18 protein-coding genes are annotated in these 23422 nt (G+C 63.6%); 12 read left to right on the top strand and 6 right to left on the bottom strand.

The features are described 5' to 3' along the window. Positions 1-54 precede the first annotated feature (54 nt). From ACXAF3_RS02665 to ACXAF3_RS02650, 4 genes are all read left to right on the top strand, one after another. Positions 55-1344, top strand: coding sequence for an NAD(P)/FAD-dependent oxidoreductase (locus ACXAF3_RS02665; RefSeq protein ID WP_475110792.1), 1290 nt, complete (start codon positions 55-57; stop codon positions 1342-1344). Between the two features lie 191 nt (positions 1345-1535). Beyond that, positions 1536-3839 (top strand): TonB-dependent receptor, encoded by a 2304-nt coding sequence (locus ACXAF3_RS02660; RefSeq protein WP_475110727.1) that lies wholly within the window; start codon positions 1536-1538, stop codon positions 3837-3839. Positions 3840-3956: 117 nt separating this feature from the next. Further along, the gene (locus ACXAF3_RS02655) at positions 3957-4643 is read left to right on the top strand and encodes a TetR/AcrR family transcriptional regulator (protein ID WP_475110726.1); all 687 of its coding nucleotides are present in this window, start codon (positions 3957-3959) and stop codon (positions 4641-4643) included. Beyond that, entirely contained in the window at positions 4643-5545 is a 903-nt protein-coding gene (locus ACXAF3_RS02650; RefSeq protein WP_475110725.1) for a 5'-nucleotidase, read from the top strand. Before ACXAF3_RS02655 ends, ACXAF3_RS02650 begins: the two co-directional genes overlap by 1 nt. Positions 5546-5614: 69 nt before the next feature. Here the strand turns inward: ACXAF3_RS02650 and ACXAF3_RS02645 are convergent, their stop codons facing one another. After that, positions 5615-6322 (bottom strand): helix-turn-helix transcriptional regulator, encoded by a 708-nt coding sequence (locus ACXAF3_RS02645; RefSeq protein WP_475110724.1) that lies wholly within the window; start codon positions 6320-6322, stop codon positions 5615-5617. Between the two features lie 70 nt (positions 6323-6392). Then, entirely contained in the window at positions 6393-6812 is a 420-nt protein-coding gene (locus ACXAF3_RS02640) for a VOC family protein (protein WP_475110723.1), read from the bottom strand. A gap of 235 nt (positions 6813-7047) precedes the next feature. On the opposite strand from ACXAF3_RS02640, the gene cysB reads away from it, so the two are divergent. Continuing rightward, positions 7048-8019 carry an HTH-type transcriptional regulator CysB gene (cysB, locus tag ACXAF3_RS02635; protein WP_475110722.1) on the top strand — a complete coding sequence of 324 codons (972 nt, stop codon included), beginning with the start codon at positions 7048-7050 and terminating at the stop codon, positions 8017-8019. A 129-nt stretch (positions 8020-8148) separates the two neighbouring features. On the opposite strand, the gene ACXAF3_RS02630 is transcribed toward cysB, so the two are convergent. From ACXAF3_RS02630 to ppsR, 3 genes are all read right to left on the bottom strand, one after another. After that, a complete protein-coding gene (locus tag ACXAF3_RS02630; protein WP_475110721.1) occupies positions 8149-8433 on the bottom strand; it encodes a hypothetical protein in 285 nt (94 codons plus the stop codon). Positions 8434-8621: 188 nt separating this feature from the next. Further along, positions 8622-9950 (bottom strand): aminodeoxychorismate synthase component I, encoded by a 1329-nt coding sequence (gene pabB / locus ACXAF3_RS02625; RefSeq protein WP_475110720.1) that lies wholly within the window; start codon positions 9948-9950, stop codon positions 8622-8624. A 64-nt stretch (positions 9951-10014) separates the two neighbouring features. Then, the gene (gene ppsR, locus ACXAF3_RS02620) at positions 10015-10842 is read right to left on the bottom strand and encodes a posphoenolpyruvate synthetase regulatory kinase/phosphorylase PpsR (protein ID WP_475110719.1); all 828 of its coding nucleotides are present in this window, start codon (positions 10840-10842) and stop codon (positions 10015-10017) included. A 180-nt stretch (positions 10843-11022) separates the two neighbouring features. Between ppsR and ppsA the strand changes: the two genes are divergently transcribed. From ppsA to ACXAF3_RS02590, 6 genes are all read left to right on the top strand, one after another. Beyond that, positions 11023-13386 (top strand): phosphoenolpyruvate synthase, encoded by a 2364-nt coding sequence (gene ppsA, locus ACXAF3_RS02615; protein WP_475110718.1) that lies wholly within the window; start codon positions 11023-11025, stop codon positions 13384-13386. A gap of 419 nt (positions 13387-13805) precedes the next feature. Continuing rightward, complete coding sequence (locus tag ACXAF3_RS02610) at positions 13806-14378, top strand: L,D-transpeptidase family protein (protein WP_475110717.1); 573 nt, start codon at positions 13806-13808, stop codon at positions 14376-14378. A gap of 390 nt (positions 14379-14768) precedes the next feature. After that, positions 14769-15248, top strand: coding sequence for a ribonuclease E activity regulator RraA (rraA, locus tag ACXAF3_RS02605; RefSeq protein ID WP_475110716.1), 480 nt, complete (start codon positions 14769-14771; stop codon positions 15246-15248). Positions 15249-15301: 53 nt separating this feature from the next. Further along, positions 15302-16144 carry an EamA family transporter gene (locus ACXAF3_RS02600; protein WP_475110715.1) on the top strand — a complete coding sequence of 281 codons (843 nt, stop codon included), beginning with the start codon at positions 15302-15304 and terminating at the stop codon, positions 16142-16144. A gap of 172 nt (positions 16145-16316) precedes the next feature. Continuing rightward, entirely contained in the window at positions 16317-18551 is a 2235-nt protein-coding gene (locus tag ACXAF3_RS02595; RefSeq protein ID WP_475110714.1) for an acyl-CoA dehydrogenase, read from the top strand. A gap of 44 nt (positions 18552-18595) precedes the next feature. Beyond that, positions 18596-20803, top strand: coding sequence for an acetyl-CoA hydrolase/transferase C-terminal domain-containing protein (locus ACXAF3_RS02590; protein WP_475110713.1), 2208 nt, complete (start codon positions 18596-18598; stop codon positions 20801-20803). A gap of 67 nt (positions 20804-20870) precedes the next feature. On the opposite strand, the gene aceA is transcribed toward ACXAF3_RS02590, so the two are convergent. Beyond that, positions 20871-22205 (bottom strand): isocitrate lyase, encoded by a 1335-nt coding sequence (gene aceA / locus ACXAF3_RS02585; protein WP_475110712.1) that lies wholly within the window; start codon positions 22203-22205, stop codon positions 20871-20873. Positions 22206-22333: 128 nt separating this feature from the next. On the opposite strand from aceA, the gene ACXAF3_RS02580 reads away from it, so the two are divergent. Further along, complete coding sequence (locus tag ACXAF3_RS02580) at positions 22334-23269, top strand: LysR family transcriptional regulator (protein ID WP_475110711.1); 936 nt, start codon at positions 22334-22336, stop codon at positions 23267-23269. Positions 23270-23422 lie beyond the last annotated feature (153 nt).

Here is a 23422-nt window from a genome sequence, read left to right as displayed (position 1 = left end):
ATGACTGTCGCCGCCCCGCTAAAGAAGGGCGCCCCCCCGGGCGTCGCCGGCACCGTGAGCAAACTGACTGGCCACACCGATTCCTATTACGCCTCGAGCGCCAACCCGGCGCCGGTCTATCCGGCCCTGGAGGGCAACGTCGAGGCGGATGTCTGCGTGATCGGCGCCGGCTACACCGGCCTGTCGTCGGCGCTGCATCTGGCGCAACGGGGCTACAAGGTGGTGGTGCTGGAGGCAGAGCGCATTGCCTGGGGCGCCTCCGGGCGCAACGGCGGCCATGTCGGGGTAGGGCAGCGCAGGGGGCAGGAAGATCTGGAGAAGATGCTCGGGCTGGATACCGCGAAAAAGCTCTGGGACATGAGCGTCGAGGCGGTGCGGCTGGTCGATGAGCTGATCCACAAGCACAACATACAGTGCGACCTGAAGCGCGGCATCATGCACCTGGCCGCGAAGCGCAGTCACAACGAATACCTGAAAGAGGAGGCGGAGCTGCTGCGCGAGCGCTACGGCTACGAGCAGATCCGCTATGCCGATGAGGACGAGGTGCGCACTCTGGTCGGCTCCGAGCGCTATTTCGGCGCGCAGATAGACAGCGGTTCCCTGCACCTGCATCCGCTCAACTTCGCGCTTGGGCTGGCCGACGCGGCCGCGGCGGCCGGGGTGCAGTTTTACGAGCACAGCCGCGTGACCCAGTACCGCGGCGGTACGCCCTGTGTCGTGGACACGGCAAAAGGGCAAGTGAAAGCGAAGAATGTGGTGCTGGCCTGCAACGGCTACCTGGGCAGGCTGGAGCCGCGCATGGCCGGCAAGATAATGCCGATCAACAACTTCGTACTGGCCACGGAGCCGCTGCCGGAGCCCCTGGCGAAAGAGCTGATCGCCAACGATTACGCCCTGCAGGACACGCTGTTCGTGATCGACTACTGGAAGCTGTCCGGCGACAACCGGCTGATTTTCGGCGGTGGAGAAAACTATACATCCAGATTCCCGCAGGATATCCGCAGCTTCGTGCGTAAATACATGTTGCGCGTCTACCCACAGCTGGCGGACACCCGGATCGACTACGGCTGGGGCGGGACTCTGGCGATTACCCTGAACCGCATGCCACACCTGGGGCGCCTCGAGCCCAATGTCTACTACAGCCAGGGCTACTCGGGCCACGGCGTGCCCACCGCGACCTTCGCCGGCAAACTGATTGCGGAAGTGATATCCGGCACCGAGGAGCGCTTTGATATACTGGCGCGAATTCCAACACCCACTTTCCCCGGCGGCACCCTGCTGCGCTGGCCTGGGCTGGTGGCGGGGATGCTCTACTACAGCCTCAAGGACAAGCTGGGCGGCTGACAGCCGCCCTGCGCGAAGGCCTCTGCGATGGGATTATTAGGAGCAGAATCTCAAATTTGAATAATTGTTCGGTTTGTGGGATAACAGACCTTCCAGTTCACTCGCTGGGGTGAAGCCCATCGGCAGTATCGGATGAGCAACCCCGATAAAAATAAACGACGGGGGCGACCATGCCTGGATCAAATAGAGTTTTGCACAACAACAAGCACGCGCTGGCTGCGGCCATAGGTGCGGCAGTCATTGCCGTCAGCACCGGCGCCGCGGCGGCGGAAATCGAAGAGGTGACGGTGACCGCACAGATGCGTGCAGAATCCCTCAAAGACGTGCCGATGGCGGTGAGCGCTTTCACCGGCGACACCGTCAAGAACAGCAACCTGAACGATTTCAAGGATCTGTTTGCGCTGACGCCGGGCGTCTCCGGTGAGACCAGCGATTCCTTCTTCGATTCCGTGTCGGTGCGCGGCGTCAACAACAACAGCTTCGGCAGCGGCAGCGATCCGGCCCTGGGCGTATTCCTGGACGGCGTCTACCAGAGCCGTGCCGGCGCCACGCCGAGCATGTACGATCTGGAGCGGGTCGAGGTGGTCAAAGGCCCGCAGGGCACACTGTTCGGCCGCAACACCGCCTCCGGCGCCATCTCGATGGTATCCAGGAAGCCCGGTGACAGCTTCGCCGGCGCCATCTCCGTGGGCGCGGGCCAGTATGGCCGCCAGGCGTTCGAGGGCAGCCTGGATATGCCCCTGGGCGAGGACCTGGCGGTGCGCATCGCCGGCATGCACCAGCGGGAGGACGGCCACGTGAAGAACCTGGCCGGCGGCCGCGACCTGGGCGCCAGCGAGTCGGACGCGATGCGCGTCACCGCCGTCTACGACGGCCTGCAGAACACCACCATCACCCTGATGGCCCAGTACGAGGACCGCACCGGCGACGGCACCATCTACCGCGCGCTGGATACCGACGGCGACTACGACCAGGTGTACAACGACGCGCAGGGCCTGGATGAGTCCGATATCGGCGACGTGATCCTGACCGTCGAGCACGAACTGGCCGGCGGCAGCACCCTGACCGCCATCACCGGCTACAAGACCCACAACTACACCTATATCGAGGACTTCGACGGCACCGCCGATCCGATCGACACCTTCGTGCGCGACCAGTCGGGCGACTTCTTCAGCCAAGAATTCCGCCTGACCTCCAACAACAGCGGCATGTTCAACTACGTGCTGGGTGCCTCTTACTATCAGGAGGATATCGACGCCTTCTTCGCCGGTATCGATCACGAGGACTTTATCTGCGACGGCATCTACGCCGACGAGTGGGAGGAGGGCCTGGACACCTTCGATACCTGCGCCAGCCTGCCCCAGGACGCCATCGACGAGTTCTTCGGCTTCGAGGGCGATCCCTGGGAGTATGCCCCGGGCCAGCTTTCGATTGAGGCCGCGAATACCCGCGGCGACTATTCCGGCTGGGGCGTCTTCGCCAACACCACCTTCGACTTCACCGATACCACCAGCCTCGGTCTGGGTATTCGCTACACCCAGGACAAGAAGACCTACACCGTGGACTCCCCCTGGCCGGACACCTGGACCGGCGGCTGGAACTACCAGGCCATGTTCACCGACGGCCCCATCACCGGCGACGACACCTGGAGCAATGTGTCCGGTCGCGCGACCCTGACCCACCACTTCAGCGACGCCATCACCGGCTACGCCAGCGTCGCCACCGGCTACAAGTCCGGCGGCTTCGACTACCTGACCTACCGGGTTACCGATCCGGCTTTCGCCGAGGATCCGGAGACCTGGATGGAGGAGTCCGAGTGGACCGTCGATGCATCCAACGCCGAGCCCAGCCACTTCGACGAGGAGAGCGTGCTGTCCTACGAACTGGGTCTGAAGGCGCGCCTGCTGGACAACCGTCTGGCACTGAACGCCGCCGCCTTCCAATACACCTACGAGGACCTGCAGCAGGCCTTCTTTATCGGCGCCGCCGCGGTGACCCGCAATGTGGGCGAATCCCAGGGCCAGGGCCTGGAGCTGGACGCCCGCTGGCTGATCACCGACAACCTGGACCTGTACCTGGGCATGGCTTGGCTCGACACCGAGTTCACCGGCGCGCCGGAGGAGCTGTGTGACGCCTGCGACGGCAACGAGATGGCCTTCTCGCCGAACTTCTCCTCCGCCGCGGTGCTGACCTACAGCCGCGATACCGGCCTGGGCGAGATGTCCGTTTCCGCCGAGTACACCTTCACCGGTGAACAGTTCTCCGACCTCGAGAATACCGAAGAGGTCAAGCTGGCGAGCCGCGATATCGTCAACCTGCGCCTGGCCCTGACCTCCCCGGAGGACAGCTGGACCGCCGGTATCTACGCGGAAAACCTGTTTAACGAGGAGTACTACCACTGGGGCTACGCAGAGGCGCTGTACAACCTGCCCGCCACCAAGACGGACCCATCCCGCGGCCGCGTGCTGGGCGTGAACCTCGACTACCGCTTCTGATTACCGCTTGGTCTCACAGGGTGGTAACTCTCCAAACCGGCGCTCTGCGCCGGTTTTTTTTGTCTCTGAGACAGCACCTCGATTGGTGGTAAACTGGCCCCAGTTCAAGAAAGGGAAGTGACCTTGTCCAACGCCGAGCAGAGAAAACGCAAGAGCCAGCTGACCCCCCGCCGCGAGCCGGTACAGGCCCGCGCGCGGGAGCGGGCGCGGCAGATTCTCGATACCACCGGGCGCCTGCTGGAGGAAGTGGGCCTCAACGACCTGACCACCATCCTGATCGCCAAGGAGCTCGGTGTTTCCGTCGGCTCGCTGTATCACTATTTCCCCAACAAGCACGCGATACTCTATGCGATGGGCGAACAGTGGCTGGCCGGCATGACCGCCGCACTGGAAGAGCTGGCGCAGCGGGACCTGGAAAACATGGACCTGCAGCAGTTTATCGCCGAGCTGGTGCAGCGACTGGTGGCCGTGTACCGGGAGCAGCGCGGCCTGTTGCCGCTGGTACAGGCCATGTGGGGTATCCCCGAGCTGCACGAACTCGACGAGCGCCACGACGAACTGGTGATCAGCCATCTGACCGCGATGTACGCGCGCCTCGGCTTCGTCTGCCCCCCGAACGAGATGAACCGCCTGGCCCGCGCGACCCTGGAGACCTGCCACGCGCTGATCCTGGTCATCGTGAACCAGGCCGGCGTGCGCTCACAGCGCACACAGGAGGATCTGCAGCAGATGCTGTCCACGCTGCTGGATGCCCACCGGAACGAAGCCCGCCCCGGCGGCCTCGACGACGTGGAGGCGCCCTGATGGCCCAGCGCGTCGACAGGCTGGTGATCGCCATTTCCTCGCGGGCACTGTTCAACCTGGAGGACAGCCACCGGGTCTTCGAGGAGCAGGGGCTCGAGGCTTTCTCCGCCTACCAGATCGAACACGAAAACGATGTCCTCGAAAAGGGCGACGCCTTCCCGCTGGTGGAGAAGTTCCTGCAGATCAACCAGCGCCTCGAGGGCGAGCCGCGGGTCGAGGTAATACTGCTGTCGCGCAACAGCGCCGATACCGGCCTGCGGGTGTTCAACTCCATCGAGCACTACGGGCTGGATATCACCCGCGCGGCCTTCTGCAACGGCGAGAGCCCCTACCGCTACATAGCGCCTTTCGGCTGCCACCTGTTCCTCTCCACCGACGGCCTGGATGTGCGCCGCGCGCTGGAGCAGGGCGTGGCCGCGGCGACGCTGATCGCGGGCGGTGCGCGCGAGCGCCGCGACGACACGCTGCGCTTTGCCTTCGACGGCGATGCGGTGATCTTCTCCGACGAGGCGGAGCAGATCTTCAAGCGCGAGGGGCTGGCCGCCTTCGCCGCCGCCGAGCGCGCCTCGGCCCAAAAGCCCCTCGGCGGCGGTCCCTTCAAGGGATTTCTCGAAGCCCTGCAGCGGCTGCAGGCGGAGTTCGACGCGGACAGCTGCCCGATCCGCACCGCGCTGGTCACGGCCCGCTCGGCGCCGGCCCACGAGCGGGTGATCCGCACCCTGCGCGCCTGGAATATCCGCATCGACGAATCGGTGTTCCTCGGCGGCCTGCCGAAAGGGGAATTCCTGCGTGCCTTCGGCGCCGATGTCTTCTTCGACGACCAGCCCAGCCACTGCGCCTCTGCGGCCGAGCATGTGGCCACCGGACACGTGCCCCACGGCGTCGCCAACGAGGTGGAGTAAGGGGCGGGTTTCAGGTGCTCCGGGCGCTGCCCCGAAGCCAGCTACAGGAAACCCGGGCCCCAGCCGTTCCTATAAAAATGCCCGGTCGACAAATTCCGGATCGTACTGGCGGATATAGGCCTCCAGGGTCTGGTGGCGCTCCAGTTGGAACTGCTGCCCGGTGGGTTTCAGGTCGAGGATGCGGTCGAGGCGGAACATGCGGTGGTCGTCGCGCAGCCGGCACCAGGCCAGCAGCGTCCAGGCCGCGCCCCAATAGATAAGCCCGAGCGGGTTTCCCTCGCGCTGGGTCTGGTTTCCCTGCTCGTCGCGGTAGTCCAGCCAGAGGGTTTCGCGACGCTTGATCGCGCGGCGAATCAACCCGCTGTATTTGGCCTTTTCCCGGCGCTGGGTGTCCGGTACCAGGAAGGTGGCCCGCTGCCGCTCCTGGTCCTGAAGCATCTTGTCCGGCAGCACCGAGCGTATCTTGTGCAGCGCCGAATCCGCGGCGGCGCCGATATCCTCGTCGCCCCAGCCCTGCACCATGCGCACGCCCAGCAGCAGGGCCTCGATCTCGTCCTCGGTGAACATCAGCGGGGGGACGAAGGAGCCCCTGCCGAGCCGGTAGCCGACCCCCGCCTCACCCTCGATCGGCACGCCGGACAGGGTCAGGGACTGGATATCCCGATAGAGAGTGCGCTCGGAGACGCCCAGGCGCTCCGCCAGCGCGCGGGCCGTAACGGCCGTGCGGCGGGTGCGCAGCAGGGTTAGCAGCTGCAGCAGTCGTTCGGATTTGTTCATCGGCTTGGCGGGTCGGTTTTGTCCCGGAACCATACCGGATCGGCAGGCCCCGGGGTAGCGGTGGCGGATATCAGGCCGGGTGGCCGGCCAGGCTTTCGCTCCAGTGCATCGCCTCTATCTTGTGTCCGTCAGGGTCGCGCACGAAGCAGCCGTAATAGGCTTCGCCATAGAGGGGGCGCGGGCCCGGCTCTCCCTCCGGAAGGGCGCCGGCGGCGATGGCCGCGCTGTAAAATGCATCCACCAGTTCGGTGCTCTCGGCGAGAAAGGCGAAATGGGTGCCATTTCCCACCGTCGCCCGCTTGCCGTCGCAGGGCGGGTGGACCCAAAATTCGGGAAAGTGTTTGCCGTAGGCGACGGCTTCCGGATAGTCGAGCAGCCGTTTCACGCCGAGCGTCGCCAGCACCCGGTCGTAAAATGCCGTGCTCTCGGCAAAGCGGTTGGTGCCGATGGATACATGGCTCATCATCGAGGAGATTTCATTTTGTGACATATTCCTGCCTCCAGTGGTTGTCTGGGCGAGCTTAAACGGAACCGGTGTCAGTCGATGTCAGTAGGCTCGCCGCCAATGTCCCCTGCCATAGGGGCGCGGGATCGCAGCACTGCCGTCTGCGTTGGCCCCCGGGCGACTTCACTGCTATTCTTTTCTCGCATAAACTCAGACGGTTTTTATAACCGCGGCCGGCCTGCCGCCGCGGGAGTAACACGCTAGGGAACAGGGAGAAGCTATGAAGCTGCAGCAGTTGCGCTATATCTGGGAAGTGGCCCATCACGACCTCAATGTTTCTGCGACAGCACAGAGCCTCTACACCTCGCAGCCGGGGATCAGCAAGCAGATACGCCTGCTGGAAGACGAGCTCGGCGTGGAAATCTTCGCCCGCAGCGGCAAGCACCTGACGCGCGTGACGCCCGCCGGCGAGGCGATTCTGAAAACCGCCGGCGAAATCATGCGCAAGGTGGAGAACATCAAGCAGGTTGCGCAGGAGTTCAGCAACGACAAGAAGGGCAGCCTGGCCATCGCCACCACCCACACCCAGGCGCGCTACGCGCTGCCGCCGGTCATCAAGTCTTTTATCGCCCGCTATCCCGATGTGTCCCTGCATATGCACCAGGGCACGCCGATGCAGATTTCCGAAATGGCCGCCGACGGCACCGCGGATTTCGCCATCGCCACCGAGGCGCTGGAACTCTTCAGCGATCTGGTGATGATGCCGGTGTATCGCTGGAACCGCTGTGTCCTGGTACCGAAGGACCACCCCCTGTGCCAGGTCAGCAAGCTCGATCTGGAGGAGGTGGCCAAGCACCCGATCGTCACCTATGTGTTTGGCTTTACCGGGCGCTCAAAGCTGGACGAGGCGTTTCTGGAGAAGGGACTGTCGCCAAGGGTGGTCTTCACCGCGGCGGACGCGGACGTTATCAAGACCTATGTGCGCCTCGGCCTGGGTATCGGGATAGTCGCCGATATGGCGGTGGACGAAGCGGATGAAGACCTGGTGGCGCTGGATGCAAGCCACCTGTTTGAGTCCAGTGTGACCAAGATCGGTTTCCGCAAAGGGATATTTCTGCGCGGCTTTATGTATGAATTTATCCAGCAGTTCGCCCCGCACCTGACTCGGGAGCTGGTGGATCAGGCCGCCCACGCCAGCTCCAGGTCCGAGGTGGACGAGCTGTTTGCAGACCTGGAGCTGCCCGTATATTGATGCGAAGGGGCGCTACGCCCTAAAGGCGTTCAGAGTGATGTGGCCATGGCCACAATAAGCCGCTGACAAAGTTGCGCAGCCGGGAAGTACCCGGTGCTTGGTCGCCACCACGGCTGCTGAGAAGGGGCTTCACTGCGCACTTTTCTGCTGCAAGACTTCCTTGACCAGCTTGAAGTAGACGGTGTAGATCTGCGGCTCCTCGCCGTCCCGCTCCACCAGAAAGAAGGGCGCGCGCTCGACATTGTATTTGCGCGCTATCTGCATGCCGGGACTCTGTTCGTCGCGCACATCCGCGATCAGTGTATCGTCGATAAAGCGCAGCTGGTCGTTCTCCTCCAGTTTTTTCTGCACATCGCGGCATTTGGCGCAAGGCGAGCCGTCGGCGAGAATTTTCTTGACCAGTGTGATTTTCAACGCAGATCCCTCAAGGCTTATTTCGGCGGGTTTCCCCTGACTGGCGCAAAATCTAGCAAAGCGTCTAATAACTTTGAAATATCAATAGTGGATAGCTTTATAACCTTGGGAACTTCGAGTCCGGGGGCGGGAAACAAAAAGAATGCAATCAGCGGCGGGGAGCCGACGGCCGGGCCGCCCGGCCCCCTTCAATGGCGCTGCTCCAGGGTCTCCAGCAGCAGCCGCACTTTGGCCAGGCACTCGGCGTGTTCTGCCGCCGGGTCCGAGTCCGCGACTATTCCGCCGCCGGCGGCGCAGGTGATGCGTCCGCCGCCGGCGCTGAAGGTGCGGATCGCGATATTCGTATCCGCGCGGCCGCAACTGCTGATGTAGCCGACACTGCCGCAGTAGACACCGCGCGGGCTCGACTCCAGCTCGCGGATAATCTGCATCGCGCGGCGTTTGGGGGCACCGGTGATGGAGCCGCCGGGGAAACAGGCCTCCAGCAGATCGGTGAATTGGTATTCGTCCGGCAGTTCTCCGGTGATGGTGCTGACCAGGTGGTGCACATTGGCGAAGCTGGCGAGTTGAAACAGCTGGGGCACCCGCACACTGCCTCGCCGGCACAGCTTGCCGAAGTCGTTGCGCAGCAGGTCGACGATCATCAGGTTCTCGGCCCGGTCTTTGGGGCTCTGCTGCAGCGCCGCCGCCGCGCGGCTGTCCTCAGCCGGGTCCTGTGAACGCGGCGCGGTGCCTTTGATCGGTTCCGTTTGCAGGCCGCCGCCATCGGCGCGGATAAAGCGCTCCGGTGACAGGCTCATCAGGCTGCCCTCCGCTAGCGCCAGATAGGCGGAGAAGGGCCCGGCCGCGCGACTGCGCAGCGCCAGATAGGCGGCGAAGGGATCGCCCTCGTAGCTGGCGCTGAAGCGCTGGGTGAAGTTGGCCTGGTAGATATCGCCGGCGGCGATATATTCCAGCACCCTGGCAACCCGGGCCCGGTATTCCTCTGCAGAAAGCTCGTGCGCGAAAGGCGTCAGCAGCCTGAAGTCGCCCGTGCGGGGCTCCGTCTGCCAGCGCACTGCGGTAAAGCGGGCCACCAGGTCGCGCACCTGCGCCCGGGGGCAGGCCGGGTGGAAGACCAGGTGGCTGGCCCCCAGCTGGTGATCGACGATCAGCGCCCAGCCGTAGAGGCCGAAAAATCCGCCCGGCATTCCGCTCGGGCGCGGATCCGGCGGTAGAAAGTTGCCCCGCATACCCAGCTCATAGCCCGCATAGCCGATGGCGCCGCCGCAGAAAGGCAGTTGGGCGTCGCTGTCCTGGGGGCTCAGTTCGCACAGCAGGTCGTCCAGCTGCACAAAGGGCGCGTCGCTGTCCGCCTCCAGCCGCAAGGTCTGTATCGGGTCCGCGCTGATGATGTCGTAGCGCCCGCCGGGCGCCAGCGGCCGCCCGCTGTCCAGCCATACCGGAGCCGGCAGATCGGCAACCGCCTGGAAAGCCACGGCGGTGTTGATGGAGTAAGGCAGTGATACGATTTGCATTTCGGGATACGGTTGTCGGAAGACGGCGCACACTACACATTTTGCCGCCCCAAGAAAAGGGCGTTCAGCCCACGCGCCGCTCTATACCGGCCTGGGACATCAGGCGCGTGGCCAGCTCCTCCACCGACAGCTGGGTGGCGTTCAGATAGGGGATCTGTGCCCGGCGCAGCATCTGTTCCACCTGGCGGACTTCGAACTCGCACTGTTCCATTGAAGCGTAGCGGCTGTTGGCGCGGCGCTCCTGGCGGATTTGCATCAGACGCCTGGGATCTATGGTTAGGCCGAACAGTTTGTCGCGGTAGGGGCGCAGTATTCTGGGCAGCGCAGTGGAGTCCATATCCTCTTCGGTGATCGGGTAGTTGGCCGCGCGCAGGCCAAACTGCAGAGCGAGATACAGGCAGGTGGGTGTCTTGCCGGAGCGCGACACCCCCACGAGAATCACATCGGCGCGTTCGAATTCCCGCACCCGGCGCCCGTCGTCGTTGTCCATCGCGAAATGTACCGCGTCGATGCGCTCGCTGTAGCGCCGGTCATCGGCGATACCGTGGGAGACGTTGACCGACTGCGCCGGATCGCTGCCAAACAGGTTGGCCAGCGGCGTCAGGTAGCTCTCGAAGACATCCAGCATCAGTGCCGAGCTGCTGTGCAGCTGTTCGCGAATCCTCTGGTCGACGATGCTGGTGATAATAATCGGCTGCAGTCCGGATTCGGTCGCGGCCTGTTCTATTCGCTTCAGCACCTGCTGCGCCTTTTCGTTGGAGTCGATATAGGGCAGGGTGACCTGCTCCACATGCTGGTCGCGGAACTGTGCCAGCAGGCTGTGGCCGATTGCCTCGACCGTCAGGCCGGTGCCGTCGGATATAAAAAATGCAGTGCGTTTGTCTTTTGCCATTTTGCTACCAAATCAGTCCGCAGAGTGCGCAGTTTAATCGGTTTTGCGCCCCGGGTCGCGCCGCATCTTGTAGAAAATTTACAACAGAATTTCGCATTTTCTTCGCATTTTCCGGGCTATTTTTTACAAGCGTCATCCTTATAATCGGCCGCCACCAAACCTGTTGCAGAGGGCCTTCACTTGACGAACTTCACCATTGACTTCGCAAAACTGGGTATGGGGGATGTCGACAAGGTCGGCGGAAAGAACGCGTCGCTCGGCGAAATGATCTCTTCTCTCGCCGGGGCCGGTGTCCGCGTACCGGGCGGTTTCGCGACCACCGCGGACGCCTTCCGCGCCTTCCTGGCCCACGAGCAGCTGGAGCAGCGCATCGCCGAGCGTCTGAAAACGCTGGATGTCTCCGATGTGACCGCACTGGCCGAGGCCGGCGAGGAGATCCGCGGCTGGATTCTGAATACCCCCTTCCCGGCCCAGCTGGAGCGGGAGATCCGCGACGGCTACGAGGCCCTCGGTGGCGGCGATACCGCCGTGGCCGTGCGCTCCTCGGCGACCGCCGAGGACCTGCCGGATGCCTCCTTCGCCGGCCAGCAGGAGACTTTCCTGAATATCCGCGGTATCGACGCGGTACTGAAGGCCGTGCACGAGGTGTTCGCCTCCCTGTACAACGACCGCGCCATCGCCTACCGGGTGCACACCGGCTACGCCCACGCCGGCGTGGCCCTGTCCGCCGGCATCCAGCATATGGTGCGCAGCGAGACCGGCGCCGCCGGTGTGATGTTTACGCTGGACACCGAGAGCGGCTTCCGCGACGTGATCTTTATCACCGCGGCTTTCGGTCTCGGCGAGACAGTGGTGCAGGGCGCGGTCAACCCGGACGAGTTCTATCTCTACAAACCGGCCCTGGACGCCGGCCGCCCGGCGATACTGCGCCGCAACCGCGGCAGCAAGGCGATCAAGATGGTCTACGACCAGAGCGGTGAATGTGGGCGCTCGGTCAAGACGGTGCCGGTACCGGAGGAGGATCGCCTGCGCTTCGCCCTCAGCGACGAAGAGCTCACCAGCCTGGCGCAGCAGGCGCGCAAGATCGAGCAGCACTACGGCCGCCCGATGGACATCGAGTGGGCCAAAGACGGCGATACCGGCGAGCTGTTTATCGTCCAGGCGCGCCCGGAAACCGTGCGCTCCCGCGACACCGGCACCAGTATCGAGCGCTTCCACCTGCGCGAGCGGAGCGAGGTGTTGTGCGAGGGACGCGCCATCGGCCAGCGTATCGGCGCGGGCCGGGTGCGCGTGCTGGAATCCGTCGAGGACATGGCGGCCATGCAGGATGGCGAAGTGCTGGTCACCGATATGACCGACCCGGACTGGGAGCCGGTGCTGAAAAAAGCCAGTGCCATCGTCACCAACCGCGGCGGCCGCACCTGTCACGCGGCGATCATCGCGCGCGAATTGGGTATCCCCGCGGTAGTGGGTTGCGGTGACGCGACGGAAAAGCTGAGCAGCGGCACGCCGGTAACCGTCTCCTGTGCCGAGGGCGATACCGGCTTTGTGATGGCCGGCGAGCTGAATTTCGAGCGGGAGGAAACCGAAGTCAGCGATATGCCCGAGTTGCCATTCAAGATCATGTTGAATGTCGGCAACCCGGATCGCGCCTTCGCCTTCAGCCACCTGCCCAATCAGGGCGTCGGTCTGGCACGGCTGGAATTCATCCTGAACCGGATGATCGGCATTCACCCCAAGGCGCTGCTGGAGCTGGACAAGCTGCCGGACGACCTGCAGAAGAATATCCGCGAGCGCATCGGCGGCTACGCCTCTCCGGAGGATTTCATCGTCGAGAAGCTGGTCGAGGGCATAGCGACCCTGGCTGCGGCCTTCGCGCCCAACCGCGTCATAGTGCGCCTGTCGGACTTCAAGTCCAACGAATACGCGCACCTGGTGGGCGGGCAGCTGTACGAGCCCAGCGAGGAAAACCCGATGCTCGGCTTCCGCGGCGCGGCCCGCTATCGCTCTGCGGACTTCCGTCAGTGCTTCGCGCTCGAGTGTCGCGCGCTGAAAAAAGTGCGCGACGAAATGGGCCTCACCAATGTGGAAATCATGGTGCCCTTCGTGCGCACGCCGGAGGAGGCCGCCGAAGTTGTGGGCCTGCTGGCCGACAACGGCCTCAAGCGCGGCGAGGGCGGTCTGAAGGTGATCATGATGTGCGAACTGCCGTCCAACGCGCTGCTCGCCGAGGAGTTCCTGCAGCACTTTGACGGCTTCTCCATCGGCTCCAACGATCTGACCCAGTTGACCCTGGGCCTGGACCGCGACTCGGGCCTGGTGGCGGACCTGTTCGACGAGCGCAATCCGGCGGTCAAGCTGCTGCTGTCGCGCGCTATCCAGGCGTGCAAGAAGGCCGGAAAATATGTCGGCATCTGCGGCCAGGGACCGTCCGACCACAAGGACTTCGCCCGCTGGTTGATGGACGAGGGGATAGACAGTGTTTCCCTGAATCCCGATACCGCCGTAGATACCTGGCTATTCCTCGCCAACGAGGAAGGCTGATATTGCAAGCGAAGCGGCCCGAATGGGCCGCTTTTCTTTTACGTCGCGGTAAATTTTATCGGGGAATAGGGTCGGAAAATCCCCGTTATTTCTAGACCTGTGTTGCGGCGCAGCGCAAAAATTGCCCGATTTTTTCCTGCCATTTTTATGGGCGCCCCGGCGCGCGCACGCTAAGTTCAAGCTCCATTCCAATAACGCTACGGGCGCAGAGAATAATTCAATCTAAGTGCCTACCACCTCCTCAATAGAATCGAATTAGTCCCAAGGCGGCGTGAAAACCGGAAACGGTGTTGCCTATATCGCCGCCGGGTATTTGAGCTGGACTGTGAAATTACAGTGCAGCGTCTGGGATTACGGCAGTGCCGGGCGGACCCTGTGTCTGCTCCGGCTCCTTGTCAGGCAGAGAGAAGAGGTGAGCCATGCACTCAATCAAACGAAAACGCATTCCGCTGCTCCACGCCGCCGTGGCGCTCTACCTGGTTGCGCTACTGGGTGCACCCTCCGCCTTGGCCAACAGCCGCGGCGTCAACTGGTTCGACGACGAGGCCGCGATGAATTCGTCCGGCCCGGCCTCTATCCATATCGATCTGAGTGAACAGCGTGCCTACTTCTACAAAGGGGGCAGGCTTGTCGGCGTATCCAAGGTTTCATCGGGCAAGCGCGGTTACAGCACCCGGCCCGGAAACTTCCGCGTGCTGTCCAAGCACCCGCGCCACCGCTCTTCGATATACGGCAGCTACGTGGACCGGCGCACCGGTCGCGTGGTGAAGGCCGATGTCAATACGCGCAAGCACCGCCGCCCGCCCGGCACCTATTATCGCGGCGCGAAAATGAATAACTATATCCGCTTCAACGGGGGCATCGGCATGCACGCGTCGGGCCATGTGCCCAACTATCCCGCATCCCACGGCTGCGTGCGTATGCCGCCGCATATGGCGCAGAAGTTCTACCGCTACGCGCGTGTCGGCACCCCGGTCAAGGTGACCTATTAGGGAACCTCTGAATAATTCCGCGATACCTCTGGCTTACAGAGCGGTTCACAATCAAGGCGCGGCTTCGCAGGAATGTCTAGACCTTTCAAGAAGCCGCAACGCAGAGTGTGAATCGCTCTGCAAGCCCCGCAGGGCGGGGCCTGAAGGCCGCATCTGCGCCGTTGCAGCTCTTGCAAAGGGCTGGGCCATTCGCGGCGAGCTGCGCCTAACAGCTGCAGCCTTCAGGGCCCGCAGAGGCATTGCGGAATTATTCAGAGGTTCCTTAGGGCGCGCCCTGTCGCCGGGTATTATCCATCGGGATAATGCCCGGTATTGCCCGAATGCGCTGCGCCGGGGTAGTGGAGTCGCTATTATCCCCTTTTTAAAAACGACACCCAACGAGAGGAACCCATGGCGATCTCCACCCCCGACCTCTGCGACGCCCACCCGGAACTGGTTCAAGCCCTCGAGCCTATGCTGATCAACTACGGCGGCCGCGAGCGCTTTGGCGGGCAGATAGTAACCGTCAAGTGCTTCGAAGATAACTCGCTGGTGCGGGAGCTGGTGGCCGAGCCGGGCGCGGGCAAGGTGCTGGTGGTGGATGCCGGCGGTTCCATGCGCCGCGCGTGCCTCGGCGACATGCTGGCGGAGAAGGCCTGTGCCAATGGCTGGGAAGGCATCATCCTGTACGGCTGTATTCGCGATGTGGACGAGATTTCTGGGCTAGAGTTAGGGGTACAGGCGCTCGGAACTCACCCGATGAAAACCGAAAAGAAAGGGATCGGCGAGAGAGATATTGCCGTGACCTTCGGCGGGGTGACTTTCCGGCCTGGAGAATACGTATACGCAGACAATAACGGCGTGATCGTTTCCCCGCAGTCCCTGACCTGACGGCCTGCAGCCCAGGCGGAAACCCGGCGCCGAGAAAACTTGAGTTTTAAACCTTGGTAGTACCGGAATCAACTGTCTACGGGCTGGTCCTGTTGTCCGCACTGGCCCACGCCGTATGGAACGCGGTGGTCAAACACAGCGCCGAGGGGTTCCTGCAGCTGGCGATGATCCGCAGCGTGGGGCTGCTGCTCGGCACGCTCCTCGCCACCCAGCTGCCGCTGCCGGATCCGGAGGCCTTGGGGTTTCTGCTGGGCGGGGCGCTGTTCCAGTACCTCTACTTCTTCCTGCTGACGCGCTCCTACCGGGCGCTCGACTACGGCACCGCCTATCCCATCGCCCGCGGCGTCACCCCGCTGCTGGTGGCGATGGCGGCGCTGCTGTTTCTGGATGAGTCCCTGCTGCCGCTGCAGCTGACCGGCGTTCTGTTGGTGAGCTGCGGTATATTCGCGCTGCTGATGAAGGAGCTGCGGGTATCCCGTAGCGGCATACTCCTGTCTCTCGGCACCGGCGTCGCGATCACCGGTTACACGACCCTGGGCGCGGCCGGGGTGCGCGCGGTGGAAAATCCGCTCAGCTTTGTCGCCTGGCTCGAAATACTGTCCGGGTCGGGCATTCTCCTCGCCGTCCTGCTGACCCAGCCTGTGCGCGGATTCGCCTTCGCGCGCTCGAACCTGCTGCGCGGTTCGGCGTCGGGGATACTGGCCACCGGCGGCTTCGCCGTCGCCCTCTGGGCCACCTCGGTGATGCCGGTTGCCGCCGTGGCCGCCACCCGCGAGGCGAGCATACTCTTTGCGTCGGTGATCTCCGTCTATGTGCTCAACGAGCGCTTCTCGACCCGCAGGTTGATCGCCGCGCTGATTATCTTCACCGGTATAGGGGCGCTGGCGTTCGCCTGATATTGCTCCAGCTGTCGCAGGAATCGACGCCGGCGCGCCCTGCAACCGTCTCGCTGCGCATGTTCGGGAGAAATGCGGGCCTTCCTCACCTATCATTGTCAGCTGATATCCAACACCGCTACGCGGCGCCTACTTAGTTGCGCCGCGCCGGCCCGCCACACGGAAGGTAAAAATGAGCGACCTGCGCAAAAAATGGATCACCGGCCCGCTGCTGAAGTTGATCAGGAAGGTCCTGCCGCCGATCTCGGAAACCGAGCGCGAGGCTATGGAGGCCGGCGAAATCTGGTGGGACGCGCAATTGCTGTCCGGCAAGCCGGACTGGGACCAGCTGCTGAATATGGGGCCGCCGACACTGAGTGAGGAGGAGCAGGCCTTTCTCGACGGGCCGGTGGAAGAGCTGTGCCGCATGGTGGACGACTGGAAGATCAGTTTCGAGGAGCACCGCATCCCGGACGAGGTCTGGGATTACCTGAAGCGGGAGCGCTTCTTCGGCATCATCATTCCGAAGGAGTTTGGCGGGCTCGGATTCTCGCCCACCGCGCACGCGGAGATAGTCACCAAGATCTCCACCCGCAGTACCTGTGTCGGCGTGACGGTGATGGTGCCCAACTCCCTCGGCCCCGGCGAACTGCTGATGGCCCACGGCACTGAGGCGCAGAAGCAGTACTACCTGCCGCGCCTCGCGGACGGCCGCGAGATTCCCTGTTTCGGCCTGACCAGCCCCGAGGCCGGCTCCGACGCGGCCGCCATGGTGGACAACGGCATAGTCTGTTACGGGGAATACAAGGGTGAGAAGACCCTCGGCATGCGCGTCAACTGGCACAAGCGCTATATCACCCTCGGGCCCGTGGCCACCATCCTCGGGCTCGCCTTCAAACTCTACGACCCGGAGCATATCCTCGGCGACAAGGAAGAGCTGGGCATCACGGTGGCGCTGGTGCCGACGGATACCGAGGGCGTCACCATCGGCCAGCGCCACCTGCCGGCCATGCAGGCGTTCCAGAACGGTCCCAACTGGGGCAAGGATGTGTTCGTGCCGATGGAGTGGGTTATCGGCGGCCAGGAGAATGTCGGGCGCGGTTGGCATATGCTGATGAGCGCCCTGGCCGCCGGGCGCGGTATATCGCTGCCGTCGCTGTCCACCGGCGGTGCGAAGATGGCGGCGCGTACCACCGGCGCCTATGCGCGCATCCGCGAGCAGTTCAGTATTCCCATCGGCAAGTTCGAGGGGGTGCAGCGGCGCCTGGCGGAGATAGCGTCCATCGCCTATGTGCTCGACAGCGCCCACAAGACCACCACCCGCGCGCTGGACCAGGGGCGCAAGCCGGCGGTAGTGTCCGCGATTATGAAGGCCCACGCCACCCAGGGTCTGCGCCAGGCGATCAACGATGCGATGGATATCCACGCCGGCAAGGCCATCATGGACGGGCCCCTGAACTATATCGGCAACGTCTACCGCGCGGTGCCGGTGGCCATCACCGTCGAGGGCGCGAACATCCTCACCCGCAGCCTGATGATCTTCGGCCAGGGCGCCATCCGCTGCCACCCGTATCTGCTCGAGGAGATGATGGCGGCGGAAAACCCGGACACGGAGGCGGGCCTGGAGGCCCTCGACAAGCTGCTGCCGAAGCATCTGTGGTTCCAGCTGAAGACTTTCGCCCGCGGCGTCTTCCACGGCTGGACCGTCGGGCTCTTCGCCAGCAGCCCGCGCGGCGTGGGTGCGGCGGCCAAATACTACCGGCAGATGAACCGCTATTCCGCCGTGCTGACGCTGGTCACCGAGATCTCGCTGATGTCCCTCGGCGGGGAGCTGAAACGCAAGGAACTGATCTCCTCGCGCCTCGGGGATGTGTTGAGCGAACTCTACCTGTTGAGCTGCGCCCTGAAGCGCTTCAAGGACGACGGCAGTCCGAAGGAGGACAGGCCGCTGTTGGAATTTGCCATGCGCGCCGGCCTGCACCGCATCGAGGTCAGCCTGCTGGAGGTTTTCCAGAATTTCCCGCGCCGTTTCCTCGGCCAGTTGATGCACTTCCTGACCATGCCCTGGGGGCACAGCGTGCACACCGCTTCCGACCGCCAGGCGCAGGCCTGTGCCGAACTGTTGATGTCGCCCTCGGAAAGCCGGGACCGGCTGACCAAGGGAGTCTTTCTCGGCAATCCCGGCGACGGCGTGGATCTGGTGGAGCAGGCCTTCAACAAGGTCTGCGCCACCGAGGCGGCGAGAGACAAGCTGAAGCGGGGCGGCATCCGCACCCTGAGCCGCAAGACCATCGACGAGGGGCTGACGCGCAAGCTGATTAGTGAGGAGGAAGCCGCCAGCCTGCGGGATACCGCCGACGCGGTGGATATGGCGATTCAGGTGGATCACTTCGAACAGCTGAAACCGATCAGCCAGGGCACCCTGTAGGTGTCGATCCGCGCCCCTGCCGGGAGATGCTTTAAGCAGAGACTATGAGCCACTCCGACGCCGACAAGCCGCAACGTTTCGACTGTACCGAAAAATGCGTGGATGCGGTGCTGGAGCGCGTCGGCAAGCGCATCGTGCTCGGGCTGCCGCTCGGTATCGGCAAGGCCAACCATTTCGCCAACGCCCTCTATGCCCGCGCCGCCGCGGACCCCTCCATCTCCCTGACGATATTCACCGCGCTGACCCTGGAGAGGCCCGTCGGCCACGGTGAGATAGGCCGCCGCTTCGTGCAGCCGCTGCTGGACCGGCTCTACAATCACTACCAGGATCTCGCTTACACCCCGGCACGGCACAGGGGATTGCTGCCGGAGAATATCGAGGTGTGCGAGTTTTTCCTGCAGCCCGGCGCCTTCCTCGGCAACGCCGGCGCGCAGCAGAGCTACGTCAGCGCCAATTACACCCATGTGCCGCGGGATCTACTCGAGCGCGGCGTCAATGTGATCGCGCAGATGGTGTCGCCGGGCGGGCAGGGCGACCGCTACAGCCTGAGCGCCAACCCGGATCTGACCCTGCCGTTGCTGAAAATGGCACGGGCGCGCACGGACTACCCGCTACTGCTGGTCGGTGAAGTCAATCCGCAGCTGCCGTATATGGTCGGCGACGGCGAGCTGAAAACCGCCGAGTTCGATTTCCTGCTCGAGGGGGAAACCTTCGACACACCGCTGTTTGCTGCGCCGACACTGCCGGTGGGCCTCACCGAGTACAGCCTCGCCTTCCATATTGCCAGCCTGGTGGCGGATGGCGGCACCTTACAGGTGGGCATAGGCGCGCTCGGGGACGCCATCTGTCACGCGCTACGGCTGCGGCAGACGGACAACACCGAGTTCCGCGCCATAGTGCGCGACCTCACCTGTGACGATTCGCTGCAACTGCGCGAACGGCTGCCGCCGATGCTGGAACCCTTCGCGCGGGGGCTCTACGGCGCCAGTGAAATGGTGCCGCCGGGTTTCCTGCACCTGCGCCGGGAAGGGGTGCTGGCGCGGGAGGTCTATCCCGACGCGGCGCTGCAGCGACTGCTCGACAGCGACAGAATTTCCGATATCGTCAACGAGGAGACACTGCTGGCGCTGAGAGACTGCGGCCGCATTCAATGCCCGCTGACACCGGCGGACACGGCCTTCCTGCAGAGGCTCGGTATCGTCGATCCCAGCTACAGCTGGCGGGGGCACAAACTGCTGAACCCCGAGGGCGAAGAGGAGGAGTGCGATCTGCACAGTGAGCACGGCCGGCGCCGGCTGCTGGGGCGCTGCCTCAATCAAAAACTGCGCGGCGGCACCTGGCTGCACGGCGGTTTCTACCTGGGCCCCGAATTTTTGTACCGGGAACTGCGCGAGTTGTCCGACAGCGAGCGCGCCGGCCTGCACATGACGGCGATCGATTTCATCAACGACCTGCAGCAGGAGCGCGAGCTGAAAACCGCGCAGCGCCAGCGGGCACGCTTTATCAACTCGGCGATGATGGTGACGCTGACCGGAGCGGTAATCTCCGATGGTCTGGAGGACAACCAGGTGGTCAGCGGCGTCGGGGGCCAGTACAACTTCGTCGCCCAGGCGCACGAACTGCCGGGCGGGCGCTCGATTATCGCGCTGCCCAGTACCCGCACCTGCGGCGGCGAATGCCGCAGCAATATCGTCTGGGAATACCCCCACACCACCATCCCGCGCCACCTGCGCGATATCGTCGTCACCGAATACGGGGTCGCCGACCTGCGCGGCAGGTCCGACCGCGACGTGATTGTGTCGATGCTGTGTATCTGTGATTCCCGCTTCCAGAGCACATTGATGGAAAAGGCAAAGAGCGCCGGCAAGCTGGAAAAGGACTTCGCGATACCGCTGGAATTCGGCGCCAATACGCCCGCGCGCATCGAAGCCGCGTTTGGCGAACAGAAACGTCTTGCGCTGCTGCCGTACTTCCCCCTCGGCACGGACTTCACCGACGAGGAGGCGCTGCTGGCAGTCGCACTGCAGCAGCTGAAGGTCTCGAGCAAAAAGTGGTGGAAGATGCTGCCGCTGGTGCTGGACGGGCGCAAAATCTGGAAAGACCGCTCGGCCGCCTATGCCGACATCCACCGCTGCCTGGAGCGCATGGAGTTCGAGCGCACTGATACCTATGAACACCGCCTCGAGGGCTATACGGTGGCCGGAGCGCTGCACCGGTTTGTCGACCGGCGAAGGCCGCTGCGCGGGGATTGAGAATAAAAAAGGGCCGCATAAGCGGCCCGAACCATGAGTGAAGTAGGGATATTTAAGCGTTTGCGTCTTACTTGAACTGCTCTTCCTCGGTGGAACCGGTCAGCGCGGTCACGGAGGACTGGCCGCCCTGAATCACGTTGGTCATATCGTCGAAGTAACCGGTGCCCACCTCCTGCTGGTGCGCGACGAAGGTGTAGCCCTTCTCGGCGTCGGCGAACTCCTTCTCCTGCAGGCGCACGTAGGCGCTCATGTCTTCGCGGGCATAGTCGTAGGCCAGGTTGAACATGGCGTTCCACATGCTGTGGATACCCGCCAGGGTGATGAACTGGAACTTGTAGCCCATCGCGGACAGTTCGCGCTGGAACTTGGCGATGGTGGCGTCGTCCAGGTTCTTCTTCCAGTTGAAGGACGGCGAGCAGTTGTAGGACAGCAGCTGGTCCGGGTACTCCTTGCGGATGGCCTCGGCAAACTTCTTCGCCTCGTCCAGGTCCGGCGTGGCGGTCTCACACCACAGCAGATCCGCGTAGGGCGCATAGGCCAGGCCGCGGGCGATGGCCTGGTCGATACCGGCCTTGACGCGGTAGAAGCCCTCGGCGGTGCGCTCGCCGGTCAGGAAGGGCGCGTCGTACTCGTCGCAGTCGGAGGTCAGCAGATCCGCCGCGTTGGCGTCGGTGCGCGCCAGTACGATGGTCGGCACGCCTTCCACGTCGGTGGCCAGGCGCGCGGAGATCAGCTTCTGCACCGCTTCCTGGGTCGGCACCAGCACCTTGCCGCCCATATGGCCGCACTTCTTCACCGAGGCCAGCTGGTCCTCGAAGTGTACACCGGCGGCACCGGCGCGGATCATGTTCTTCATCAGCTCGTAGGCGTTCAGCACACCGCCGAAACCGGCCTCGGCATCGGCCACGATCGGCGCGAAGTAGTCGATATAGCCCTCGTCGCCCGGGTTCTTGCCGCTTTTCCACTGGATCTGGTCGGCGCGCTCGAAGGCGTTGTTGATGCGGCGCACCACGGTCGGGACGGAATCCACCGCGTAGAGGGACTGGTCCGGGTACATGGTCTCGGAGGTGTTGGCGTCCGCCGCCACCTGCCAGCCGGACAGGTAGATGGCCTGCACGCCGGCCTTGACCTGCTGCACGGCCTGGCCGCCGGTCAGGGCGCCCATGGCGTTGACGAAGTCCTTGTCCGGGCGGAAGGACGGGCGGCCACCTTCGTTGACCAGCTGCCACAGCTTCTCCGCGCCGCGCTTGGCGATGGTGTTCTCGCGCTTGATGGAGCCGCGCAGGCGCACCACGTCCTCGGCGCTGTAGGTGCGTTTTACGCCTTTCCAGCGCGGGTTCTCCGCCCAGTCTTTCTCGATAGCTGCGATTTCCGCCTTGCGGTCGTAGTTGCCAGTAGTCATCTGTTGATCTCCCTCGAAACGGTGACTGCGAATAAGTGTTGAGTATCCTAGTGGTACTGGCATAATTTGCCCAATTTATTGCTCTTATTTTCGCTATCGATCGAACGAATACCGGGTAAATCCTGCCTATGAACCTTGAAAGAGCCGACCTGAACCTGCTGGTCTACCTGGATGTATTGCTCCGGGAGCGCAATGTAACCCGCGCCGCGAACTACCTGGGCCTGTCCCAACCGGCCATGAGCAACGGCCTCAAGCGCCTGCGCGAGCTGTTCGACGACCCGCTGCTGGTGCGCACCCGCGAGGGCATGATGCCGACCGAGCGCGCCCTGGAGCTGCAGCCGATGGTGCGCGAGGCGCTGGCCTCGATTGACCGGGTGATACAGCCGAACCGGGATTTCGAGCCCGCCGAGGCGCGGCGCACCTTCCGCATTATGGCCAGTGACTATGCGGAATCCACGCTGATACCGCAGCTGCTGAAACAGCTGCGCGAGGACGCGCCCGGCATCAGCCTGGATATCATGACCCCCAGCGATGTCAGCTTCGTGGACGTGGAGCAGGGCAAGGTGGATATGGTGATCAACCGCTTCGACAGCATGCCCCAGAGCTTCCACCAGGCCACCGTGTGGCGGGACTCCTTCTCCTGCGTGATGCGCGCCGACAACCCGATTCTCGAAGACTACAATCTGCACAGCTACCTGAAGGCGCAGCATATCTGGGTCAGCAAGACCGGCATGGGCGTCGGCGTCGGCGTCAACCCGGAAGATGTACAGCGCCTCGGCTGGGTGGACGAGGCCATAGGCCGTCTGGGCGAAAAGCGCGATATCTCCGTGTTCACCCGCCACTACCAGGTGGCCATGCTGCTGGCGGAACAGAGTGACCTGATCGTGACCGTACCGACACGGCTGGCGCAGCTGGCCAGGGACAACCCGCGGGTCGTGCGCCGCGACCCGCCGCTGGAAATTCCGCCGCTGGAACTGAAGATGGCCTGGAGCCCGCTGTTGCAACAGAGCGCGCCGCACCGCTGGTTGCGGCGGCTGATTCTGGATATCGGCCGGCAGCTGTAGGGATGCCCCCTGTGTTCGCCTCCGTATCTTGGTGGCACGCAACTCTGTAGCCGACCCAGCGGCGGCCCCGCTAGCGGGGCCTTCGCTCCGAGTGGATCGTCGGGGCAACCCCTGTCAAGGCGAACACACGCTTCACAATAAAATTCAAAATGT

The sequence above is a fragment of the Microbulbifer sp. ABF4_143 genome (assembly GCF_056160225.1).
This window is presented reverse-complemented; position numbering and strand designations above follow the sequence as displayed.

Excerpts from the sequence above, each read along its gene's own strand:
- ACXAF3_RS02650 (WP_475110725.1), top strand. The coding sequence starts at position 4,643 with ATGGCCCAGCGCGTCGACAGGCTGGTGATCGCCATTTCCTCGCGGGCA.
- ACXAF3_RS02645 (WP_475110724.1), bottom strand. The coding sequence starts at position 6,322 with ATGAACAAATCCGAACGACTGCTGCAGCTGCTAACCCTGCTGCGCACC.
- ACXAF3_RS02640 (WP_475110723.1), bottom strand. The coding sequence starts at position 6,812 with ATGTCACAAAATGAAATCTCCTCGATGATGAGCCATGTATCCATCGGC.
- cysB (WP_475110722.1), top strand. The coding sequence starts at position 7,048 with ATGAAGCTGCAGCAGTTGCGCTATATCTGGGAAGTGGCCCATCACGAC.
- pabB (WP_475110720.1), bottom strand. The coding sequence starts at position 9,950 with ATGCAAATCGTATCACTGCCTTACTCCATCAACACCGCCGTGGCTTTC.
- ppsR (WP_475110719.1), bottom strand. The coding sequence starts at position 10,842 with ATGGCAAAAGACAAACGCACTGCATTTTTTATATCCGACGGCACCGGC.
- ACXAF3_RS02610 (WP_475110717.1), top strand. The coding sequence starts at position 13,806 with ATGCACTCAATCAAACGAAAACGCATTCCGCTGCTCCACGCCGCCGTG.
- rraA (WP_475110716.1), top strand. The coding sequence starts at position 14,769 with ATGGCGATCTCCACCCCCGACCTCTGCGACGCCCACCCGGAACTGGTT.
- ACXAF3_RS02595 (WP_475110714.1), top strand. The coding sequence starts at position 16,317 with ATGAGCGACCTGCGCAAAAAATGGATCACCGGCCCGCTGCTGAAGTTG.
- ACXAF3_RS02590 (WP_475110713.1), top strand. The coding sequence starts at position 18,596 with ATGAGCCACTCCGACGCCGACAAGCCGCAACGTTTCGACTGTACCGAA.
- aceA (WP_475110712.1), bottom strand. The coding sequence starts at position 22,205 with ATGACTACTGGCAACTACGACCGCAAGGCGGAAATCGCAGCTATCGAG.
- ACXAF3_RS02580 (WP_475110711.1), top strand. The coding sequence starts at position 22,334 with ATGAACCTTGAAAGAGCCGACCTGAACCTGCTGGTCTACCTGGATGTA.